This is a genomic window from Actinosynnema sp. NPDC020468 (assembly GCF_040642015.1).
Classification (GTDB): Bacteria; Actinomycetota; Actinomycetes; order Mycobacteriales; family Pseudonocardiaceae; genus Actinosynnema.
The window spans coordinates 89,765-107,704 of sequence record NZ_JBFAEO010000026.1 but is presented as its reverse complement, the minus strand read 5'-3'; the positions used below and the strand labels follow the sequence as shown (position 1 = coordinate 107,704).

The window sequence follows — 17,940 nt, the reverse complement described above, 5'->3', positions numbered from 1 at the left end:
GAACAGGAACCGCAGCTGGTTGACCAGCCAGCGGCGCACCCTCGGGTTGTCGCTCGCGGGCGCGTCGGACGCGAAGACGTGCTTCTGCAACTCGCCTCGGCCATGATGAGTGCCGACGGCACCTATCGAGGAGCACGCGATGACGGACGCACGAGAGCGACGGGGCATGGTGGTCGAGACGACTGCCGGGCTGCCCCCGGTGTGCGCCGGATTCGGCTACTCGAACCGGTTTTGGCTGCTCAAGCACCTGACTGATGGTGCGGTGGGCTCCCCGCCCTAGTCCTCGCGAGAGGACGAAGGTCCAGGGAGCCGCCCGTCGGGAAACCGACCAGGGCGGCTTTCTTTTTGCTGCCCCAATGCATTCGCACGGGTCGATTCGTGCTGCCCTTTGACAACTGCACAGTGTGGCCGGTGGGAATTCCGGCCCCGATGGCTCAGTGGATGGAGCGCGCCGCTACGAACGGCGAGGTCCCGGGTTCGACTCCCGGTCGGGGCACTGCTGGAACCGCCGCACGTCACCGCGCGAGGACGCGGTGGCGGGCGGCGCGGGTTCCAGACCAACCACCGCACTCCCCGGAGGGCTGGCCGAGCAGGCAAGGCACCGGATGGCTAATCCGTGGTCCGGGCACGACGTCCCGGCGCGCGTTCGACTCGCGCGTCCTCCGCTCGGGTGGGTGTGGGCACGACACCACCGGCTTCCCGCGATCCGGGAAGAGCGGTGGCCTGCCACGGGTCGGCGTAGCGTGTGGCTAGCCACCTAAGTGGAGGGATCACCGTGGACGACCGGGTGCCCGGCGCCGCGTGCGGCGGCCGGCTCAGCTACCTGATCTTCCAACTGGCCCGGGCGCACCGGGCGCACGCGGGGGAGTTGTTGCGCGGCCTGGGTTTGCACCCCGGCCAGGAGTTGCTGCTGATGCACCTGTACGACCGGGACGAGCAGACCCAGTCCGAGCTGCTGGGCGCGGTGTGCCTGGACCACTCGACGGTGTCCAAGGCGTTGCGGCGCATGGAGGAAGCCGGTCTGGTGACCCGGCGGCCCGCCGAGCGCGACCGGCGGGTGCTCGTCGTCTCCCTCACCGCGAAGGGGCGCGCGCTGCGCGAGCCGATCGGGCGGATGTGGGCCAGGTTGGAGGAGGTCACCGCCGGTGGGCTCGACGCGGCGCAGATCGGGACGTTCGCGGGCCTCGCCCGCACCATCACCCGGTCGATAGACGACCGGGACACGACGGAGGAGTCAGGGTGACGAAGGCTTACCGGATCGAGGAGTTCGGCGGTCCCGAGGTGCTCCGGGAGACCGACCTCCCGACGCCCGAACCGGGCGCGGGGCAGGTGCGGATCGCGGTCCGTGCGGCTGGGGTGAACCCGGTGGACTACAAGATCCGCTCGGGCGCGTTCGAGGCGTTCGCGCCGACGCCGCTGCCCGCCGTGCTGGGCATCGAGGCGGCGGGTGTGGTCGAGGCGGTCGGACCGGGAGTGGCGCACCTGTCCGTCGGCGACGAGGTGTTCGGCTTCACCGACGGCGGCGCGTACGCGGAGCAGGCGCTGGCCACCACGGTCGTGCGCAAGCCCGCCGGCGTCGACTGGACGACCGCCGCGGCGCTGCCGGTGGCGATCGAGACCACCAGGCGCGTGTTGGCGCTGCTGGACGTGCGGGAGGGCGAAACCGTGCTGGTGCACGGCGCGGCGGGCGCGGTCGGGCAGGTCGGGGTGCAGCTGCTGCGCTCGCTCGGCGCGACCGTGATCGGCACCGCCGGCCCGGGCAACCAGGACCGGCTGCGCGAGCTGGGCGCGACGCCGCTCGTGTACGGCGAGGGCCTGGTGGAGCGGGTGCGCGCGGTCGCGCCGCAGGGCGTGGACGCGGTGTTCGACGTCGCGGGTCGCGGCGCGCTGCCGGACTCGATCGAGCTGCGCGGCGGCACGTCCCGCATCGTCACGATCGCCGACCCGGCCGCGCAGCAGTTCGGCGTGCAGTTCACCGGCGGCGGGGCGGAGCGGGAGCCGGAGGCGCTGACCTCGTTCGCCGAGGGCGTCGCGGCCGGGACGTACGACGTCGCGGTCGGACGGACGTTCCCGCTGGACCGGGTGGCGGAGGCGCACGCCTACGTCGAGGGCGGGCACGCCACCGGCAAGACGGTGCTGATCGTGGCCTGACGGAATTGGTCTGAACATTTCCCGACCGGTCGCGCGCCGGTGCGGAAAATGCCGGTTCCGGTTCAGGTGCGATAAAGCGGACAAAGAGGGACGAACGGCCGACGGCAGGTCGCTGACCTGCACGTCGGCCGTCTGCGTTAACGGGTAATAACTGCCGCTGGTCGGCCCTGTCGGGTGGAAACGGGGCGGGCTACGGTCCCTATTTGTTTTGAGCTGGTGTTCACCCCTGCATTTTCCGGCAGGCCGTGCGGCCCGACCTGTAACGGGTCCGCGCGGATTTGTCGGGAAAGGAGCACTACCGTGAAGAGACCGCATCGACTACTGGCTGTCCTCGGCGCGTTCGCCGCGGGCACCGTGGTGATCGGCACCGCCGTCGCGGCGCCGGGTACCTCGACCCCGACCCCTGTCGGCGTCGAGGCCGCCCAGCAGCTGGCCGCGCAGGCAGCCGACAACCTCGTCGCGAACCGGCCCGCGCAGCTCCAGGCGACCGCCGACGACGAGTTCGTCCGCAACGGTGTCGTCACGTCCGGCGGCACGCAGTACGTCTCGTACGACCGCAAGCACAAGGGCCGCGCGGTCGTCGGCGGCGACTTCGTCGTCGTCACCGACCAGTCCGGCCAGGTCAAGTACACCTCGGTGGCGCAGGACCGGGCGTTGCAGAACGTCCCGGACCAGGCCGTCGTCTCCGAGAAGCAGGCCGAGGCCACCGCGCGCGGCCAGCTCCGCGACGTCACCGGCAGCGAGGGCAACCGGCTCGTCGTGGTCGCGGGCGACAAGCCGGCGCTGGCGTGGGAGACCACCGTCAACGGCACCGGGCCCGAGGGTGTCAGCAGGCTGACCGTGTACGTCGACGCCACCACGGGCAAGGTGCTCTCCACCAAGGAGCACGTGACCCACGGCAGCGGCAACTCCGGCTACAACGGCCCGGTCACCATCAACACGACGAACTCCGGCGGCACGTACTCGCTGAAGGACCCGTCGATCACCAACCTGAACTGCCAGGACTACTCCACCAACGCCGTGTTCTCCGGCCCCGACGACAACTGGGGCAACGGCAGCACCACCAACAAGGAGACCGGCTGCGTCGACGCGTTGTTCGCCGCGCAGACCGAGAAGAAGATGCTGTCCGAGTGGCTGGGCCGCAACGGCATGGACGGCAACGGCGGCGCGTGGCCGATCAAGGTGGGTCTTGACGACCTGAACGCCTACTACGACGGCACCAAGGTCGCCATCGGCCACAACCAGTCCAACCAGTGGATCAGCTCGATGGACGTCGTGGGCCACGAGATGGGCCACGGCATCGACGACCACACCCCGGGTGGCATCTCCAACGGCAACACCCAGGAGTTCGTGGCCGACACGTTCGGCGCCATGACCGAGTTCTACGCGAACGAGGGCTCGGCGTACGACCCGCCGGACTACGAGGTGGGCGAGGAGATCAACCTCGTCGGCAAGGGCCCGATCCGGGTCATGTACGACCCCTCGAAGGCCGGGCACGCCAACTGCTACTCGAGCAGCATCCCCAACGCCGAGGTGCACGCCGCGGCCGGGCCGGGCAACCACTGGTTCTACCTGCTCGCCGAGGGCACCAGCCCGACCAACGGCCAGCCGAAGAGCCCGACCTGCAACAACACCAGCATCTCCGGTCTCGGTATCCAGAAGGCCGCCAAGATCATGTACAACGCGATGCTGATGAAGACCTCCAGCAGCTCCTACCTGAAGTACCGGACGTGGACCCTCCAGGCCGCGAAGAACCTGTACCAGGGCAGCTGCGCGGAGTTCAACACGGTCAAGGCCGCGTGGGACGCGGTGAGCGTGCCGGCGCAGTCGGGTGACCCGACGTGCACCGGTGGCGGCACCACGACCACCACGCCGACCAGCACCACCACGACGCCGCCGACCACGACCACCGCGCCTCCCGGCAACTGCACGGGTCAGATCCTGGCCAACCCGGGCCTGGAGTCCGGCGCGACGGGCTGGACCCAGACGTCCGGCGTGATCAGCTCGGCCACCGCGCAGGAACCGGCGCACGGCGGCACGAAGATCGCGTGGCTCGACGGCTACGGCTCGGCGCACACCGACTCGCTGTCCCAGTCGGTGACGATCCCGGCGGGCTGCAAGGCCTCGCTGACCTTCTGGCTGCACGTCGACACCGCGGAGACGACCGCCACGGTCGCCTACGACAAGTTGACCGCGCAGGCGGGCACCACCACGCTCGCCACGTACTCGAACACCAACAAGGGCACCGGGTACACCCAGAAGACGTTCGACCTGTCCTCGTTCGCGGGACAGTCCGTCACGATCAAGTTCACCGGTGTGGAGGACGCCTCGTTGCAGACGTCGTTCGTGCTGGACGACCTCGGTGTCACGCTGAGCTGACACCACTAGGGGTTACCGGCCGGTCGTCGCACCCGCGGCGACCGGCCGGCGTCGTTCGGGCATCATGGCACCGCACACGTTCGACGGTCGCCCGAGCGGGTACCCCTTGTTCTCGGCGTGCGCGTCGAGGACGGGGAGGACTCACGTGGACCGCACAGTCGCCGGTCGGTACCGGCTGACGGAGAAGATCGGCTCGGGCGGGATGGGCGTCGTGTGGCGCGCCGAGGACACCCGACTGCGCCGGGTCGTGGCGGTCAAGGAGTTGTTGCTGCGCGAGGGTTTCGACGAGGAGGGCGCGAAGCGCGCGGTGCGCGAGGGTCGGATCGCCGCGCGGTTGCAGCACCCCAACGTGATCGCCCTGTACGACGTGGTCGAGGACGAGGGCCACCCGTGGCTGGTGATGGAGTACCTCCCGTCCCGCAGCCTCGCGACCCTGTTGCGGGACAACGGGGTCATGTCGCCCGAGGAGGTGCGCCGGCTGGGCGCGCAGCTCGCCGAGGGGCTCGCCGCCGCGCACCGGGCGGGCGTCGTGCACCGGGACGTCAAGCCCGCCAACGTGCTCGTGACGGAGTTCGGCACGGTCAAGGTCACCGACTTCGGCACCTCCCGGGCGGCCGACGAGGTGACCGTGACGGCGTCGGGTCTGCTCGTCGGCACGCCCGCGTACCTGGCGCCCGAGGTGGCCAAGGGTGCGCCCGCGGACTTCCCGGCGGACGTGTTCGGGCTCGGCGCGACGCTGTACACCGCGCTGGAGGGCGAACCGCCGTTCGGCACCGACACGAACGCGATCGCGTTGCTGCACAAGGTGGCCGAGGGCAAGTACCCGCCGCCCGTCAACGCGGGCGACCTGGAGCCGGTGCTGGTGCGCCTGCTCGACACCGACCCGGACACCCGGCCGACGATGCCCGAGGCGGTCCGGATGCTGAGCGAGGTGTCGGTCGACCCCGGCACCGTCGTCGGCAGCGCGCCCGTGTCGCCGCAGACGAAGGTGCTGCCGAGCTGGGTGTCCACTCCGGACCCGGTCGCGAAGCCCGCGACGGTGGCCGAGCCGGTGGAGGCGGAACCGGTCGCGCCGCCCGCCGCGCCGGAACCCGAGCCCGAGCCCGTCGAACCCGTCGAGGCGGCGCCACCGGCCGCCGCCGACCCCGAGTCCGCGAAGTTCTTCGCCTGGACCGCCGAGCAGCCCGCGCCCGTCGCCGAACCCGAGCCGAGCCCCGAACCGGCGCCCGCCGCCGTGCCGCCGCCGGCCGGGCCGCCCGCCGACGAGGACCCGAAGCGCAAGTGGTTCGCGCTCGCGGCGCTCGTGCTGGTGATGATCGTCGTCGGCACGGTCGCGTTCCTGATCACCCGCGGCGAGAAGGACTCGCCGACCGGCACCGCCACCGGAACCTCGCAGCAGCCGACCTCCCCGGTCGCCCAGGGCGACCCGAACCAGTCGTCGGCCGCGCAGCCGACCACCACGACCACCGCCGCCGAGGCGCCCACCACGACGACGGCCGCGCCCACCACGACGACCGCGCCGCCGGCGGACGCGGGCGGCCCGGAGGAGGGGCTCGCGGACTACTACGCCCTCGTGCCGGGCGACCTGCAAACCGGCTACTCCCGCCTCACCGACCGCTTCAAGTCCGCCCGCGCCCGGTCGTTCGAGGACTACCGCACCTACTGGTCGCAGTTCAGCTCGGTGACCCTGTCCGACATCCAGGTCGTCGGCACGAACCGGGTGTCGGCGACCCTCACCTACAGCACCGGCCAGACCGAGCGGAACACCTACCAGCTGGTGAAGAACGGCGACGTCTGGATGATCGACGTCCAGGAGTGACCGGCGGGCCTAGGAGTACAGGACGCCCAGGAACTCGATCAGCAGGCGTTCGCGCAGCCGCGGCGGCGCGGCGGCGAGCAGCGTGTTCACGCCGGCCATCCGGTCCGGCAGCACGGTGTCGCCGCCCAGGCCCGCGCCCGCGAGCAGACCCGCGAACTCCCTCGGCGTCAGGGAGTCCGGGTCCAGCGCGCCGATCGCGGCCACGACCTCCGGCGGCACGCGCACCGGGCCTGCCTCGAGCGCGGCGGCCACCGAGGCGCGCAGGTCGGCGAGCAGTTCCTCCTCGTGGCCCGCGTTGGCCGCCGTCACGGTCAGGTGCAGGTTCGCGGGCGAGGAGCCGAACGCGAACTGCGGCTGGAGGTACCAGTTCCGCGCCTTCATCTCGTCGGCCACGGTGAACACGTCGAAGTCGGCCCGGTCGGCGGTCACCGCGAGCAGCGTCGCGTCCGGCTCGCCGAGCACCCGCAACCCGTCGATCGCCTCGACACCGGCACGGATCGCGCGGGCGCTCGTCAGCGCGCGGTGCGCCAACTCCCGGTAGCCGTCGGCGCCGACGTGCTTCAGCACCGCCCACGCGGCGGCCAGCGGACCGCCCGAACGAGTGGACTGGGTGGTCGCGTTGAGCATCGTGTAACCGGGCCACGCGGCGCTGGCGAAGAACTGCGGCCGGCGCAGGTCGGCGTCCGCGTGCAGCAGCACGGAGGTGCCCTTCGGGCAGTACGCGTACTTGTGCAGGTCCACCGACAGGCTCGTCACGCCCGGCACCGAGAGGTCGAACGGCGGCACGTCGTCGGCGTGCGGCAGCACCCAGCCGCCGATGCACGCGTCCACGTGGCAGCGCACGCCGCGTTCCCGGGCCGCCGCGGCGATGCCGGCGACCGGGTCGACCACGCCGTGCGCGTAGGACGGCGCGCTCGCCACCACGAGCACGGTGTCCGGCCCGATCGCGGCGGCGACCGCGTCCACCGGCGCGCGGAACGTCACCGGGTCCACCGGCACCGCGACCACTCGCAGGCCGAAGTAGTGCGCCGCCTTGTGGAACGCCGCGTGCGCGGTCTCGGGCAGCACGATCGACGGGGTCGCCACCTCCGGTCGCGCGTCCCGGGCCGCCTGCACCGCGAGCAGGCACGACTCGGTGCCGCCCGAGGTGACCGTGCCGACGGTCCGCTCGTCGCCGCCGAGCAGCGCGGCGGCGGTGCGCACCACGTCGTTCTCGAGCCGCAGCAGGCTCGGGAAGGCGGTGGGGTCAAGGCCGTTGACCGACGAGGCGAGCGCGTGCGCCCGCGCGGCCAACTCGTCCAGGCCCGGCAGCGCGCTGTCGTAGACGTAGGCGAGCGTGCGTCCGCCGTGCGTGGGCAGGTCGCCCTCGCGCAGCGCGCGCAGTTCGGCGAGCACGTCTTCCGGTGCGGTCATGCGGACTCCTCGCGGGGCAGCAGGGGAAGGGCGACGACGGCCAGCACGGCCGGGACGACGGTGAAGCCGAGCAGCGCGGCCAGCACCGCGCCGGAGGACTGGGTCGCGGCGCCGTCGGTGCTCGGGACGTAACCGCCGAGCGCCAGCACCAACCCGTACACGCCGGGTCCGAGCGCGAGGCCGAGCGTCTCGCCCGCGGTCCACACGCCGGAGAACAGCCCGGCCCGGCTCTCGCCGGAGCGCTCCTCCTCGGCGGTGATCACGTCGGGCAGCAGGGACAGGAAGAAGACCTGCATGCCCGCGTAGCCGACGCCGATCACGGCCATCAGCGCGAGCACCACCGCGACCGGCTCGACCCGCGCCGGGATCAGCGCCACCACGGCGGCGGTGAACAGCAGCGACGAGACGAGCACGCCGCGCCGCTTGCCGTGCCGCCTCCCGAACCGCTGCCACAGCGGCATGACCAGCAGCGCCGGACCGACGAAACCGGCGAACAGGAACGTCTGGAGCGACCGGTCCTCCAGCACGAGCCGGGCGAAGTAGTCGACGCCCGCGAGCATCGTGCCGAGCCCGACGGCCTGCACCACGAACACGGCCAGCAGGGACCGGAACCGCCTGCTGCCCCGCACCGCGGCCAGCAGTGCGCGGGCGCTCGTGGAGGTGGTGCTCCGGGTGGCCGCGGGCACGCCGCGGGTGCCCGCGTACGAGGCCAGCGCGCCGAGCAGGATCAGCGCGCCGATCGCGGCGCCCACCGCCGGGTAGCCGCCGCCGAGGTCGCGCACCGCGGGCGCGCCGGCGCCGCTCACCAGAATTGCCAGCGCCAGCACGGCCATCCGCCAGGCCATCAGCCGGGTGCGCTCGTGGTAGTCCGGGGTGATCTCGGGCGCCATCGCGAGGTAGGGCACCTGGAAGAACGCGAACGCGGTCGCGCACAGCAGGAACACCGCCGTCACGTAGACCGCCGCGCCCGCGCCGGTGAACGGGCTCGCGAACAGGGCGGCGAACAGCACCGCGACGGCCGTGCCGGCGCCGAGCAGGAACGGCCTGCGGGTGCCCGACCGGTCGCTGATCCGGCCCGCGACCGGGTTGAACACGACGTCCCACGCCTTCGGCGCGAGGACCAGCAGCCCGGCGAGACCGGCGGAGATCCCCGCGTGGTCGGTCAGGTAGGGCAGCAGCAGCAACCCCGGCACGGTGTTGAACGCCCCGGTGACGAAGGAGCCCATCGCGTACCCGGCGCGGACCCGGTTGGTGATCTGGCGCATAGGGTCGGGATCTTCGCACGTTTCGCGGTGTTCACCAGCGGTGACGCAGTCCGTGGGACGGTCCGCCCGGCCCGGGTGAACGGCGGTGCCGCCGGGTGAGCCGGGTTCGTGTCGGACCCGGAGACGAACGAGGTCCGCGCAGCATGACCGCCATGAACCTCCTGAAAGCCCTGTCCGCCGCGGTGGCCACCGCCGCGTCCGTCCTGCTGCTCGCCGCCGTGCCCGCCTCCGCCGCGCCGGTCGACGTGGTGGGGCTCAAGTGCGACGGCGACACCTACAAGTGCACGGCGAATCTGAAGTTCGGCGACGGCCGGTGGATCGCGCGCTACGACGTGGACGTGTTCCACGCGCCGAAGTCGGAGATGCGCGCGCCGGTCGACGTGACCCGGCTCCGCTGTGACGGCGACACCTACAAGTGCACGGCGAATCTGAAGTTCGGCGACGGCCGGTGGATCGCGGAATGGGACGCCGACATCCGGCACACCCGCTCGGCCGACACCCGCAGCCCGGTCGAGGTGACCCGGACCACGTGCGACGGCGACACCTACCGCTGTCGGGCCAACCTGCGCTTCGGCGACGGCCGCTGGGTCGCCGAGTGGGACGCCGACGTCCGGCACTCCCGAGTGTGATCACGACCACCCCACTAAATGGGATCACATTCACAGATTAAGGTTTGTGGGCGAATTCACTGGGCTGTTCCGAGTAAAGCGCGAACGGCTGACCGGGTGTTATCCGAGGATTCGCCGGAACGCCGAGAAATTTCTTCGTTCAACCATGAACCCGGCGCTCCGGTCGTGGCGTAATTGTCCTCAGGAGCGGGAGGGGTCCTGCTCCGAGTCCGGGGCGGCCCCGACAACGGCGGGCCGGCAGGGCCTTGCCGCCACCGGACGCGGGTGGGACCGGGAACCCGTCCCGGTCCCGCCCGTCCGGCGGACCAGACGTCCGACGACCACCGCCACCGGCATCGTCGTGACCGCGAACGACGAGCCGGGCTCGATCTCCAGTGCGGCGGCCAGGTCCGGTTCGTCGGTGTCCGGTCCCAGCGCGCCCACCACGCCCGAGGTGACGCCCGCGCGCCAGGGTCCGCCTGCCGCTTCACCTGGTCCCGCAACGGTTTCTCCGCCTCGCCCGCCCGGTCGACCACCGCCGGCGGCGGGTCGAGCGACGCGAGCCGCGCCCCTGCGCGCTGACCTCGCTGTCGGCCGTGCCGACGAACTCCGGCCGCTAGCCGGGCGCGGCGTCGAACACCTGCGCGGGACCGGCCAGGTCCGGCAGGTTCACCCCCGGCAGCACCGGCACCCGTCGTTCACGGGGTGGACGTCATGGCGCGTCGGCGGGAGGCGTCGGCCGGTCGTGGTGCGGACGGATCCGGTCAGGGCCTGGCCAGCGCGTCGAAGGCGGCGGCGACCGCGTCGGGCAGCGCGGCGGGGTCGTCCTCGGTCAGCTCGACGGCCGCGCGGTAGCAGCCGAAGGCGACCTGCGGTGCGAGCGCGGCGACGGCCGGGGGAGTGCCGCGGGCCAGCAGGGTGTCGCGCAGCCGCGCGCACATGCCGTCGAACTTGCGGTGCGAGCGGTCGCGCAGCTCCGGGTTGGCGCGCAGGAGTCGTTGGTGGACGAGGAAGCGCCGCGGGTCCTCGGTGACCACCCGGCACATGTCGATCGCCACCTCGCGCAGTTGCGCCAGGGCCTGCGCGAGCGTCGTCACCGGCGGCAGGTCGGCGGTGCGGGTCTGCCACTCGTCCAGCACCAGGCCCTCGTCGGAGAACGCGACCTCCTGCTTGTCGCCGAAGTAGCGGAAGAACGTCGTGCGGCCGACCTCGGCGCGTTCGGCGATGTCCGCGACGGTCACGTCGGCGAAACCGCGTTCGGCGAACAACTCGAACGCGGCGCGCACGATGTCCGCGCGAACCCGCTGCTGCTTGCGCTGGCGAAGACCGGTCATGCGGCAGAGCATAGCGCCGGTGGGACGGGATGCCCTATGGTACGGAGACACATGTGGTACTCGGTACCACTTGGACCGCCTGGAGGAACCGTGACCACCCTGATCACCGGCGCGACCCGCGGCCTCGGCCGGGTCGCCGCCGAGCACCTGCTGCACGCCGGCCGCGACCTGGTCGTGCTGGCCCGCGGCCGCACCGACCTGGCCCGCGAACTGCGCGACCGGACCGGCAACCACCGGGTGCGCGTGGTGGACTGCGACCTCGGCTCGCTGGAGGCGATCCGGGCCGCCGTCGCGCTCGTCGACGAGCCGCTGGACGGCTTCCTCGGCAACGCGGGCGTGCAGGCGACCACCACCGACACCACCACCGCCGACGGCTTCGAGCGCACGTTCGGCGTCAACGTGCTGGCCTACCACCTGCTGCTGACCCTGCTCGCGGACCGCTTCACCGCGCCCGCCCGCCTGGTCGTCGTCGGCAGCGACGTGCACGACCCGGCACACGGCAGCCTCGGCCTCGTGCCACCGCCCGCGTGGACCTCGCCGCTCGCCCTGGCCAGGCCGCGCCCGGGAGGCGGCCGGGACGCCCGCCGCGCCTACGCCACCAGCAAGCTCGGCGTGCTGTACCTGGTGCACGCGTTCGCCCGGCTGCTCCCCGAGAGCGTGACCGTCCACACCTACAACCCCGGCCTGGTGCCCGGAACGGGCCTGGCGCGGGACAACGGCCCGATCGGCCGCGCCGTGTTCCGCGCGGTCGGCACGGTCCTGACCCTCACCCCGGCCGCGACCCCGGTGTCGGTGGCGGGTCGGCTGATGGCCGAGTCGCTGACCGGCCCGCAGCCGGGCGAGACCGGCTCGTACGTCAGCCGGGGCGCGGTGGTGCGCTCCTCCGCCGAGTCCTACGACCGGGCCCGCGAGGACGAGTTGATCACCGCCGCCGACGACCTGTGCGGCATCACCCGCGCCACCCGTCCCGCCTAGGGACCGCACGAACCGCCACGGGGCCGCGCGGTGATCGTGGTCGGGCCGTAAGCCGCGCCCGAGCCCGGCGTGTGCCGTTGTGCGTCGATCGGCGGTGATCGGGACCCGGTCGGTGCCGGCGGTCGCGGGTTGGTCGGTGGTGATCCGTCGTCCGGTGTCGCGTGGCCCGTCCGGCGGTGCCGGACGGGCTCCTCAGGCCAGGGCCTCCGGGCCGGTCGCCGGGGCGTACAGCGGACCGGACGCGGTGGTCGCGCCCACCTCGCGCCACCAGCGCGCCTGGTCGGGTGTGGCGACGCCGGTGACCGACACCTCCACGCCCGCCTCGCGCACCACGCCGAGCAACGACGCCAGCGCCTTGGCCACGACCTCGGCCCGGCGGCCGACCACCGGGTGCGCCAACCGGACCGCGCGCACCGGCAGTTCCAGCACCCGCACCAGGTCCGCGGGCGCCGCGCCGAACTCGTCCACCTCGACGCCGATGCCGCGCTCGGCCAGGATCCTCAGGTTGTCCGGCGCGTCGTCCCGACCGCCGAGCAGCACCGGCGCGGGCACGCCCAGGCGCAGCGCGGACTCGGGGAGTCCGGTGTCCGCCAACGCGTCCACCACCACGCCGACGAGGTCCGGGTCGGCGGCCTCGGCGGCGGTCAGCGCCCACCGCACCGGCACGTCCAGCCCACGACCGCGCCGCCACGCCTGCGCCTGCTCGCACGCCCGCCGCAGCACCCACGCGCCCAGCGGCACCAGCAGTCCCGAGTCCTGGGCCAGCGCCAGGCACTGCTCGTGCGGCACCGGGCCGAGCTTCGGGTGGTCCCACCGCAGCAGCGCCTCGGTCGCCACCGGCACCTCGTCGGACAGCCGCACCACCGGCCGGTACCGGATCCGCAGCCGGCCCGCGCGCCACGCGCCGGTCATCGTCGCCGCCAGGCCGAACGTGCGCCGGTCCCGCCCGTCCTGCACCTGGTCGGACAGCTCCCACTGGCGACGCCCGTTGCGCTTGGCGCGCCGCAACGTCAGGTCCGCCGAGTCGAGCAGGTCGGCGGGCGAGGAGTCCGGCGGCGGCCGGTGCACCACGCCGATCGTCGCCGACGCCGCGACCGGGTGGCCGTGCGCGTCGAACGGCTCCAGCAGCCGGTCGTTGATCCGCCGCACCGTCGTCACGACGTCCGGTGTGGACGGTCCGTTCTCGATCAGCACCGCGAACTCGTCGAAGCCGAACCGCGCCACCATCGCGACCTCGTCCGCGACGAGCTCCTCCAACCTCGCCGCGACGGTGCGCAGCACCACGTCGCCCACGTGCCTGCCGAGTCCGCCGCTCACCTGCGAGAAACCGTCGAGGTCCAGGTGGAACACGCTGATCCCGGTGGTCGGGTCGGCGGTGCGCAGCGCCCGCTCCAGCCGGCTCGTGAAGTACTGCCGGTTCGGCAACCTGGTCAGCACGTCGTGCAGCGACTGGTGGTTCAGCTGACCCTGCAACAGGTTCACGTCGGTGTCGTCCTCGGCGAGCACCACGACCTGGGTGCGCCCGTCGGGTCGGCGCAACGGGGACAGCGTCAACGTCACCCACGCCAACTCGCCGTCGGCGCGCAGCAGCCGGCGCGGCTGGGTGATCGACGTGGCGACGCCCTCCTCCAGCTGCCGCACGTCGGCGCGCACCGCGTCGCGCTCGTCCGGGTGCACGACGTCGTACAGCGTCCGGCGGTGCAGCTCGACCACCGGGTGGTCCACGATCCGGGCCAGCGCGGTGTTCACCCGCACCAACCGCCCGTCCAGCTCGGCGGTCGCGAGACCGGTCGAGGAGTAGCCCTCCACCAGGTCGAAGCGCGCCTCGCTGAGCTGGAGGTCCTGCTGGGCCTGGCGCATCGCCCGGTACAGCGAGCGGCCGAGCTGCTCCTGCTGCTCGAGCGTGGAGGTGCGGACCCGGTCCACGAAACCGGCCGCGAACGCGGCGACCACCTCCACGACCTGGTCGCGCCGGTTGTCCACGCCGCGCAGCGACGCCATGTCCAGCAGCGACCGGCTGACCACCTCGACGCTGCACTGGAGGCCGTCGGCGGTGGTGCAGTTCAGGTCGACCAGCGCGCTGCCGACCTCCGCGCCCGCCCGGCGCGCCACGGGCGGCGTCGTCACGCCCGCGCACAGCCGTTCGACCATGCCGAGCAGCCGCAGTTCGAGTTCGGCCGTGCTCAGCGGCACGAACGTGCGGGTGCTGAGCAGGTAGGCCCACTTCTTGGCGAGCTTGGCGCGTTCCCGCAGTCCTTCCGCGTCCCTGGGAAGCGGGGCGGTCATGTCAGCGGCTCCCCACCGCGGGTTTGCGCCCGACGCCCACCCACACCTGCGTGTTGTCGTCCGGCCGGTCCGAGATCGACCCCATGCCGTCCGGTCTCCACAGCGCGAAGCCGGTGACACCCGGTTCCACCAGGTCGAAGCCGGTGAACAGCTCGGAGACCTCCTCGTGCGAGCGGTACACGAGGTTGTCCTTGGACCTGGACTCCTGCAACGTGTCGGCGGCCTTCCTCATGGTGTGCACGCGGTGGTCCGCGGTGGCGTGGGAGATCACGAAGTAGCCGCCGGGGGAGAGCCGGTCCCGGTACCGCGCGAGCATGCCCGGAGCGTCCTCGTCGTGCCGGATGAAGTGCACGACCAGCAGCATCAGCACCGCGACGGGCTGGTCGAAGTCGAGCAGGCCGCGCACCTCGGGCCGGCCCAGGACGTCCTCGGGTTGGCGGATGTCGGCCTGCACGGCGGCGGTGGTGTCGTCGCCCGCGAGGATCATCCTGCTGTGCGCGACCGCGACCGGGTCCTTGTCCACGTAGACCACGCGGCACGACGGGTCGAGCGCGCGGACGATCTCGTGCACGTTGCCGACGGTCGGGATGCCGGAGCCGATGTCCAGGAACTGCCGCACGCCCTGCTGCACGAGGAACGACACGGCGCGCCGCAGGAACGCCCGGTTGAGCCGGACCAGGTCCCGCGCGCTCGGCAGCACCTTGAGCATCTGCTCGCCCATGGCCCGGTCGACGGCCAGGTTGTGCGCGCCACCCAGCAGGTAGTCGTACGTCCTGGCCACGCTGGGGATGTTGGTGTCGATCCCGTCGGGCACCCAATCCAGGTCGTTCATCGCGCACTCCAGTTTCCCGCCGGACGACGACGCAGCGCTACCGGGCGTTGGGCGGTCGCGTGAATGGATGCCATCCGGATGCCGTAGGGGAACTCGAACATCCAACCGCGAGGGGCACCGTAGCACCAGCGGATCCAACAACTTAACTCGAATGCGCGATCCCACCGGGACCGAACGGCGCATAGAGTGCACGCGGCCAATGATGGCCGACCCGAGGAGCGCGGATGACCGCGAACCCGAAAAACCGTTCCACCGCTGGAGAACATGAGGTTCCCACAGCTCCGGGCAGGCTCCCCCTGCTCGGGCACACCGCCGCCATGCTGCGACAACGCCTCGACTTCACCGCCGGCCTGCGGAAACGAGGCGATGTCGTGCGGGTCGACCTGGGCACCCTCCCGGTCTACTTCGTCACCACCGCCGAATTGGCCCACCAGGTGCTGACCGAGCAGACCGACAAGTTCGACAAGGGCGTTCTGGTGGACAAACTCCGCCAGGCGTTCGGAAACGGGCTGGTCAGCACCAACGGCGAATTCTACCGGCGTCAACGTCGGATGATCCAACCCGCGTTCCACCGCGGCCCGATGCGCGGCTACGCGGATACCATGACCGAATTGGCCGCTGGACTGGTGGATTCCTGGCGGGATGGACAGGTCGTCCACGTGGACCGGGTGATGCAGCAGTTCGCGATCTCCGTGGTCGGCCGCACGCTGTTCTCCACCGATTTCGGCGCGGCCGTGGGTGCGGAGATCCGCACCCACACGCCGACCCTGATCCGGCTCGGCGTGGTGCGCGCGCTGACCTCGTCCGGGCTCCTGGAACGGCTGCCCATCGCGGCGAACCGGCGGTTCGACGAGGCGATCGCGCACGTGCACCGGGTGGTGGACGAGGTCGTGGAGAGCGCCCGGGAGGGTCGGGAGGACCTGCTGTCCACGTTGGTGGGCGCGCGGGACGAGGCCGGCGAGCCGATGTCGCGGCAGCAGGTGCGCGACGAGGTGGTGACGCTGCTGACGGCGGGCAGCGAGACGACCGGTCTGATGCTGGCCTGGCTGTTCCACGAACTGGGGCAGCACCCGCACGTGGAGGAGGCGGTGCACGCGGAGGCGGTCGCGGTGCTCGGCGACCGGCCGGCGACGGCCGAGGACTTACCCAGGCTGGACTACACCCGGAGGGTGATCACCGAGGTGCTGCGCCGGTACACGCTGTGGTTCGTGACCCGGCGGTCGAACACGGCCGTGACGCTGGGCGGGGTCGACCTGCCCGCCGGCACCGAGGTCGGCTACAGCCCGCACGCGCTGCACCACGACCCGCGCTACCACCCCGCGCCCTCCTCGTTCGACCCGGACCGCTGGCTGCCCGACCGGGCGGCGTCCGTGCCCCGCGGCGCCTACATCCCGTTCGCGAGCGGCTTGCACCACTGCCCGGGTCACGCGTTCGCGCTGACCGAACTGGCGATCGTCGCGGCCACCGTCGCGGCCCGCTGGCGGCTGGTCCCGGTGCCCGGGAAATCCGTGCACCCCAAGGTGACCGGCCTCGTGTACCCCTCACAACTGCCGATGACGGCGGTTGCCCGACACAGATGAGGACGGAGGTTCCTTGCGGTACTCACTCGCCGTCGGCATGGCGGCGTTGCTCCTGACCACCGCGCTGACGCCCGCTTCGGCGGCGCCCGCGAAATGCCGGGAGGTCGACGCGCCGGTTTCGGTGCTGCTCTCCACGCAGACCGTACACGGCAGGCTGTGCGTCCCGGCCGGTGGCTCGTCCACCGTCGAGGTGCTCATCCCCGGCGCCACCTACAACAGCTCCTACTGGGACTACTCGGACGGCGCGCACTCGTTCCGGGCGGCCCAGAACGACGCGGGCTTCGCCACGTTCACCCTCGACCGGCTCGGCACGGGTCGCAGCTCCCGGCCGGTCGCGGCCCTGCTGACGGGTTTCGTGCAGGCCGAGGCCGTGCACCAGGTCGTGACCGGGCTGCGGTCCGGCGCGTACGGCACGTCGTTCGGCAAGGTCGTCGTCGGCGGCCACTCGCTGGGCTCCGCGATCAGCGTGCTGGTCGCCGGCACCTGGCCGGACTCGGTCGACGGCGTGCTGCTCACCGGGTTGACCCACCGGATCAACCCGCCGGGCGTCGCGGCGGCGTTCGCGAACTTCCGCCCGGCCGAGCTGGACGTGAAGTTCGGTCCGCTGTTCCCGATCGGCTACCTCACCACCGCGCCGGGCACCCGGTACGCGAGCTTCCACGCGCCGGGCGTGCTGACGCCGGAGCTGAGGGCGGTGGAGGAGGCGACGAAGGACGTCTTCTCGCCGCTGGAGGCGGCCGACGGGCTCGGGGTGAGCGTGCTGCTGCCGTACAGCCTGTTCATCAAGGCGCCGGTGTTCCTGGCCGTCGGCCAGAACGACACGGCGGTGTGCGGCGCGTTGGGGACGAACTGCTCGACCGCCGCCACCGTGCGCGCGACCGAGGCGCCGTACTTCACCTCGGGGTTGACGACCTACGTGCTCCCGTCCTACGGGCACTCGATCAACCTGGCGCCGAACGCGCGCGACTACTACGCGGCGGCCGCGACCTGGATGACCTCCGCGGTCGGCCGCTGACGCCGGTGCGGGGTCCGCACGCGCCGCGGACCCCGCACCTCCGGCCGGTCGGCGCCCACCGCGCTCCGGCTCCGGGCGGCGCGACACCGACGATCGTCGCCGACGACCGGGAACGCCGAGCGGGTTCCGGACGGCTCGGCGGCAGCACGCTGATGATCTTCGCCGACGTTCGAGGCCGATCGGCGCGAGCGGCGTGATCCGGCCGCAAGGCGACAGACGGCGCGACGTCGGCGACGTCAGGGCTGATCGGCGCGACGCCGCCGACCGCCGGGTCGATCGGCGC

14 protein-coding genes and 2 tRNA genes are annotated in these 17,940 nt (G+C 72.4%); 11 read left to right on the top strand and 5 right to left on the bottom strand.

What is annotated here, in order from left to right; genetic code table 11:
* Positions 1–139 precede the first annotated feature (139 nt).
* From AB0G50_RS20160 to AB0G50_RS20130, 7 genes are all read left to right on the top strand, one after another.
* Entirely contained in the window at positions 140–280 is a 141-nt protein-coding gene (locus AB0G50_RS20160; RefSeq protein ID WP_360110574.1) for a hypothetical protein, read from the top strand.
* Positions 281–423: 143 nt separating this feature from the next.
* A tRNA-Arg gene (locus AB0G50_RS20155) sits at positions 424–496 on the top strand.
* Between the two features lie 79 nt (positions 497–575).
* Positions 576–665 (top strand) — tRNA-Ser (locus AB0G50_RS20150).
* A gap of 110 nt (positions 666–775) precedes the next feature.
* The gene (locus AB0G50_RS20145; protein ID WP_360110572.1) at positions 776–1,243 is read left to right on the top strand and encodes a MarR family transcriptional regulator; all 468 of its coding nucleotides are present in this window, start codon (positions 776–778) and stop codon (positions 1,241–1,243) included.
* The gene (locus tag AB0G50_RS20140; protein WP_360110569.1) at positions 1,240–2,151 is read left to right on the top strand and encodes an NADP-dependent oxidoreductase; all 912 of its coding nucleotides are present in this window, start codon (positions 1,240–1,242) and stop codon (positions 2,149–2,151) included. Before AB0G50_RS20145 ends, AB0G50_RS20140 begins: the two co-directional genes overlap by 4 nt.
* A gap of 300 nt (positions 2,152–2,451) precedes the next feature.
* Positions 2,452–4,530 carry a M4 family metallopeptidase gene (locus AB0G50_RS20135; protein WP_360110566.1) on the top strand — a complete coding sequence of 693 codons (2,079 nt, stop codon included), beginning with the start codon at positions 2,452–2,454 and terminating at the stop codon, positions 4,528–4,530.
* A 145-nt stretch (positions 4,531–4,675) separates the two neighbouring features.
* Positions 4,676–6,349: a protein kinase gene (locus AB0G50_RS20130; RefSeq protein WP_360110563.1), complete on the top strand. Its 1,674-nt coding sequence runs from the start codon at positions 4,676–4,678 to the stop codon at positions 6,347–6,349.
* Positions 6,350–6,358: 9 nt separating this feature from the next.
* Here AB0G50_RS20130 and AB0G50_RS20125 read toward each other — a convergent pair whose 3' ends face one another.
* Together AB0G50_RS20125 and AB0G50_RS20120 are read right to left on the bottom strand one after the other, a co-directional pair.
* Complete coding sequence (locus AB0G50_RS20125; protein WP_360110560.1) at positions 6,359–7,762, bottom strand: aminotransferase class V-fold PLP-dependent enzyme; 1,404 nt, start codon at positions 7,760–7,762, stop codon at positions 6,359–6,361.
* Positions 7,759–9,027, bottom strand: coding sequence for an MFS transporter (locus AB0G50_RS20120; protein ID WP_360110557.1), 1,269 nt, complete (start codon positions 9,025–9,027; stop codon positions 7,759–7,761). The genes AB0G50_RS20125 and AB0G50_RS20120 overlap by 4 nt, the downstream gene beginning before the upstream one ends.
* Positions 9,028–9,170: 143 nt before the next feature.
* Between AB0G50_RS20120 and AB0G50_RS20115 the strand changes: the two genes are divergently transcribed.
* A complete protein-coding gene (locus AB0G50_RS20115) occupies positions 9,171–9,656 on the top strand; it encodes a hypothetical protein (RefSeq protein WP_360110554.1) in 486 nt (161 codons plus the stop codon).
* A 743-nt stretch (positions 9,657–10,399) separates the two neighbouring features.
* Here AB0G50_RS20115 and AB0G50_RS20110 read toward each other — a convergent pair.
* On the bottom strand, positions 10,400–10,969 hold the full coding sequence (locus AB0G50_RS20110; RefSeq protein ID WP_360110551.1) for a TetR family transcriptional regulator: 570 nt from the start codon (positions 10,967–10,969) through the stop codon (positions 10,400–10,402).
* A gap of 90 nt (positions 10,970–11,059) precedes the next feature.
* Between AB0G50_RS20110 and AB0G50_RS20105 the strand changes: the two genes are divergently transcribed.
* Entirely contained in the window at positions 11,060–11,944 is an 885-nt protein-coding gene (locus tag AB0G50_RS20105; protein WP_360110548.1) for an SDR family NAD(P)-dependent oxidoreductase, read from the top strand.
* 192 nt (positions 11,945–12,136) lie between these two features.
* Here the strand turns inward: AB0G50_RS20105 and AB0G50_RS20100 are convergent, their stop codons facing one another.
* Both AB0G50_RS20100 and AB0G50_RS20095 read right to left on the bottom strand, forming a co-directional pair.
* Positions 12,137–14,230 carry an EAL domain-containing protein gene (locus tag AB0G50_RS20100; RefSeq protein ID WP_360110545.1) on the bottom strand — a complete coding sequence of 698 codons (2,094 nt, stop codon included), beginning with the start codon at positions 14,228–14,230 and terminating at the stop codon, positions 12,137–12,139.
* A 1-nt stretch (position 14,231) separates the two neighbouring features.
* The gene (locus AB0G50_RS20095; RefSeq protein WP_360110542.1) at positions 14,232–15,062 is read right to left on the bottom strand and encodes an SAM-dependent methyltransferase; all 831 of its coding nucleotides are present in this window, start codon (positions 15,060–15,062) and stop codon (positions 14,232–14,234) included.
* Between the two features lie 224 nt (positions 15,063–15,286).
* Between AB0G50_RS20095 and AB0G50_RS20090 the strand changes: the two genes are divergently transcribed.
* A complete protein-coding gene (locus tag AB0G50_RS20090; RefSeq protein WP_360110539.1) occupies positions 15,287–16,642 on the top strand; it encodes a cytochrome P450 in 1,356 nt (451 codons plus the stop codon).
* 13 nt (positions 16,643–16,655) lie between these two features.
* A complete protein-coding gene (locus AB0G50_RS20085) occupies positions 16,656–17,657 on the top strand; it encodes an alpha/beta hydrolase (protein ID WP_360110536.1) in 1,002 nt (333 codons plus the stop codon).
* Positions 17,658–17,940: the final 283 nt, after the last annotated feature.